The 4,278-nt window shown below is 71.7% G+C and carries 4 protein-coding genes; all 4 read right to left on the bottom strand.

Annotation, left to right across the window (positions count from 1 at the left end):
- Positions 1–315: 315 nt before the first annotated feature.
- The gene (gene tsaE, locus ETD86_RS52770; protein ID WP_246149505.1) at positions 316–750 is read right to left on the bottom strand and encodes a tRNA (adenosine(37)-N6)-threonylcarbamoyltransferase complex ATPase subunit type 1 TsaE; all 435 of its coding nucleotides are present in this window, start codon (positions 748–750) and stop codon (positions 316–318) included.
- A 23-nt stretch (positions 751–773) separates the two neighbouring features.
- Positions 774–1,898, bottom strand: a complete 1,125-nt coding sequence (locus tag ETD86_RS52775) for an alpha/beta fold hydrolase (protein WP_138674139.1) — start codon at positions 1,896–1,898, stop codon at positions 774–776.
- 14 nt (positions 1,899–1,912) lie between these two features.
- Positions 1,913–3,040, bottom strand: coding sequence for an alanine racemase (alr, locus tag ETD86_RS52780; protein WP_138674141.1), 1,128 nt, complete (start codon positions 3,038–3,040; stop codon positions 1,913–1,915).
- A gap of 92 nt (positions 3,041–3,132) precedes the next feature.
- On the bottom strand, positions 3,133–4,278 hold a 1,146-nt coding region (locus ETD86_RS52785), incomplete at its 5' end, for an NAD(P)H-hydrate dehydratase (RefSeq protein WP_138674140.1).

A 4,278-nucleotide genomic window follows, 5' to 3' on the forward strand; every position in this document is an offset into this window, starting at 1 on the left:
GGCTGTAGGGGTGCCGCCTGGGCTCGCGGCCGTGGGGGTGGCTGTGGGCGTCTGTGAGGGTGTGGTTTCGGCCGAGGCCGTACAGCCGGTCGTCAGACCGACCATGACGATGGCTCCCGCGTACGCGACTCGCCTGACCCTGAGCACCGGCCGCCACCCCACTTTGCCGTCTTGCCACCAGCATCCACCCAAATCGTGGATGTCGCCCCTCGTGATACCCAGAAAATCTGGGCGAATCCCTAGCCAACGATCATGATTTACATCATTGGCCTGGTACGTCAAGGGTGCCAGCATTGCCGGGAATTGATCGAGATTTTAGCCTTCTAGCCGATCAAACGGCGTGTCGGCCCATCGCGGACCGACGGCGCGCAACGTCACGATTCTGGCCTCGTCGCCGGCCTCGCGGTCGATGTGGACCTCCAGCCGGTCCTCGGACAGGCCTTCGACCAGGCCCTCGCCCCACTCGACGACCGTGACGGACTCCTCCAGCGAGGCGTCCAGGTCCAGGTCGTCCACCTCCAGGTCGCCGCCCAGCCGGTAGGCGTCGGCGTGGACCAGCGGCGGGCCCTGGCGCAGTGACGGGTGCACCCGGGCGATCACGAACGTGGGCGAGGTGATGGGGCCGCGTACCTTGAGTCCTTCGGCCAGGCCCTGCACCAGCGTGGTCTTGCCGGCCCCGAGCGGGCCCGACAACACGACCAGGTCACCGGCGCGCAGGAGCGCGGCCAGGCGGGCGCCGTACGCGCGCATGTCCTCGGCGGTCGCGGCTCGCACTACTGCTCCACCCGCTTGATCAGGTCGCGCAGCGCGTCGTTGACGTCGCCGGGACGCTCGAGCTGGATCAGATGCGAGGTGTCGGGCACCTCGGTGAGCTGGGCCTTGGGCAGGGCGGCCGCCATGGCCCTGCTGTGGTCGGGCGGGGTCAGCCAGTCCCGGTCGCCGACCACGATCGCGGTGGGGACCGAGTCGAGCACGTCCAGCGCGGACAGCTTGTCGTGGTTCATCAGCGCGGGGTAGAAGTCGGCGACCACCTCGGTCGGCGTCGCCCTGATCATGGACTCGGCGAAGTCGACGACGGTGGGGCTGATGTTCTTGGAGTCACCGAAGCCGATGAAGCGGGTGATCAGGAAGGCGATGTCGCTGCCCGCGTGGCGGGTCTTGTCGACCAGCGCGCCCCCCTTGCCCAGTATCGACACCGTGGACGGCGCGACCTTGTGCACGACCTTGGACAACATCGCCGGCAGGCCCAGAGTGAGCTCGGCCAGCTTGCCCGCCGAGGTCGAGATGAGCGCCACGGCGCGGATCTTCTCGCCGAACAGCTGGGGATGGCGGTCGGCGAGCGCCATGATCGTCATGCCGCCCATGGAGTGGCCGACCAGCACGCAGGGGCCCGGCACGAACTCCTCGATCACCTCGGCCAGGTCCTGGCCCAGCCGGTCGATCGTGCTGTCGTCGGCGCCGGCACGCTGGGAGCGTCCGTGCGAGCGCTGGTCCCACAGCACGACGCGGTAGTTCTCCCGCAGGTCCTTGCGCTGGTAGTGCCAGGACTCCAGGTTGAGGCAGTAGCCGTGACAGAGCACGATGGTCAGCTCCGCGTCGTGCTCATGGTCGCGACCGCTTCGGGGGTCGTTGGCATCGTTACTCTCGCTCTCTCCCCCCGAGCTCCTTCGCTCCTCGGGACCGTCGATCTCGATGTGCAGCGCCACACCGTCGGAGGTGACGAGCGTGCGCTCCCTGCCCCGCAACTCGCCGAACGGCTCGCTGGCCTCGGTGTCGGGGCGCAGCCTGATCCGGCCGACCGCGTAGCGCTTGGCCAGCGCCGCCGCCGCGACACCCGCGGACGCCGCGCCGACGAGCGCGCCGGCGATCCCTACCCTGCGCCGTGTTGTCGTCGTCATCTCCCCGATCCTTCTTATGCCCGACCCTCGTAAACCCGCGGCACTCGTGCACCGATCCTCGTCACGATTTCATGCGTGATCGTGCCGAGCGTATCCGCCCACTCCTGAACGGTCGGCTCGCCCCCGTCGCCCGGGCCGAACAACACGACCTCGTCGCCCGCCGCGAGCGGATCGTCCCCCATGTCGATCATGAACTGGTCCATGCACACCCGACCGGTGATCAGCCTGCGGCGGCCGCCCGCCAGCACCTCGGCCCTTCCCGTCGCGTGCCGGAGTATGCCGTCGGCGTAGCCGAGCGGGACGAGCCCGAGCGTGGTCTCGCGGTCGGTGACGTAGAGGTGCGCGTACGACACCCCCGCGCCCTCGGGGACCCGCTTGGCCAGCCCCACCTGGGCGGTGAGCGTCATGGCCGGCCGGAGGCCGAAGTCGCCCAGCTCGGGGATCGGGCTCAGGCCGTACATCGCGATGCCGGGCCTGACCAGGTCGTAGCGGGCCTCGGGGAGCGTCATGGTGGCGGCGGAGTTGGAGATGTGCCGGATCACGTGGGACCCGGCCGCGCCTGCCTGCTCGGCCAGTTTGAGCGCGGTCTGGAACGCCTCCAGCTGCTGCTCGATCGACGGATGGCCGGGGATGTCGGCGCAGGCGAAGTGGGACCAGAGCCCGATGATCTCGATGACGCCCTCGGCGCGCAGCTCCAGGGCCCTGGCCAGCAGCCCCGGCCAGGCGGCGAGCGGGGAGCCGCCCCTGCTCATGCCGGTGTCCGCCTCCAGGTGGAGCTTCGCGGTGCGTCCGGTGCGCCGCGCGGCGGCGGCGATCTCGTCGAGCAGCCGGTCGTCGGCGGCCGACAGCTCGACGTCCTGCGCGAGCGCCTCGTCGAGCGGCTCGCCGGGGGTGATGAGCCAGGCCAGGATGGGCGCGGTCACGCCGCCCGCCCGCAGCTCGAGCGCCTCCCTGACGAACGCGGTGCCGAGCCGGCTCGCGCCGCCCTCCAGAACGGCCGCCGAGCACGGCACCAGACCGTGTCCGTAGGCGTCGGCCTTGACGGCGCCCATCAGCTCGGCGCCGCCTGCCCGCTCCTTGAGCAGGGCGACGTTCTGCCTGATCGCGGCCAGGTCCACCCGCGCCTGCGCGGGCGTGGCCATCGAGGAGTACATCCTTCTAGTGTGGCAGCTCAGACGTGTGGTCGAGCGCGATTCGCACAGCTCGCGAGGCCGGCGGGCATGGTCTTCACCGCTCACACGGTGTCGGCGGTCACGGCCCGGATGGCCGTGGGGATCGCCGTGGCGACGTCCGCGGCCGCCAAGGGCGCGCCGTCGGCGGCCAGGCGACCGGCCAGCCCATGCAGGTATGCCGCGCACGCCCCGGCGTCGTAGCAGCTCAACCCCTGGGCGAGCAGCGCACCCGCCACACCGGACAACACGTCGCCGGTGCCGCCGGTGGCCAGCCAGGACGTGCCGGTGCTGTTGACGCGTACCGGCCTGGACTCCTCGGCGATCACGGTGGTCGACCCCTTGAGCAGCACGGTCACGCCCAGCTCTCCGGCCGCCCGCCGTGCGTGCTCCAGCCTGGCCGCCTCGATGTCGTCGCGGTCGGCCCGGATCAGCCTGGCCAGCTCCCCGGCGTGCGGTGTGATCAGCACCGGCGCACTCCGGAAGAGCAGCGAGCGTTCCCTGGCCACCAACGTCAGAGCGTCAGCGTCGATCACCACCGGCACCTGCGTTTCGAGCACCCGGGCCGCCAGCTCGTGCGCCCAGTCGTCGGTGCCGAGCCCCGGCCCCAGCACCCACGCCTGCACCCGCCCGACGTCGTCGATCGAGGGCCGCTCCAGCTGGGTGATCACCGCCTCCGGCCAGTGCGCGCGCACCTGCGCCACGGGGGCGGCCGGCCCGGCGTACCGCACCATGCCCGCCCCGGCACGCAGCGCCCCGCCGACGGCGAGCACGGCGGCGCCGGTGTACAGATCGCTCCCGGCCGCGATGCCCAGCACTCCCCTGCGGTATTTGTCCGACTCCTTGCCCGGACGCGGCATCAGGTCGTCCACGTCGCCGTCGGTGAGCGCGGCGACGTCGGGGTCGGGCAGGTAGGAGCCGAGCCCGATGTCCACCAGCTCGACGCTCCCCGCGCAGGCGGCGCCGGGGTCGACGAGCAGCCCCGTCTTGTAGGCGCCCATGGTGACGGTCACCCGGGCGCGTACCGCGGCCCCCTGCACCCGCCCGGTGCTCGCGTCCACACCGCTCGGCACGTCCACCGCGACGACGGGGCCGCGGGCGGCGTTCGCCTCCCGGACGAGCTCCCCGTACGGCTCCCGCAGCGCCCCCGTCGCCCCGATCCCGACGAGCCCGTCGACGATCAGGTCGGCCCGATCGAGCGCGCCCCTGCC

This window comes from Nonomuraea turkmeniaca (assembly GCF_005889735.1).
GTDB lineage: Bacteria > Actinomycetota > Actinomycetes > Streptosporangiales > Streptosporangiaceae > Nonomuraea > Nonomuraea turkmeniaca.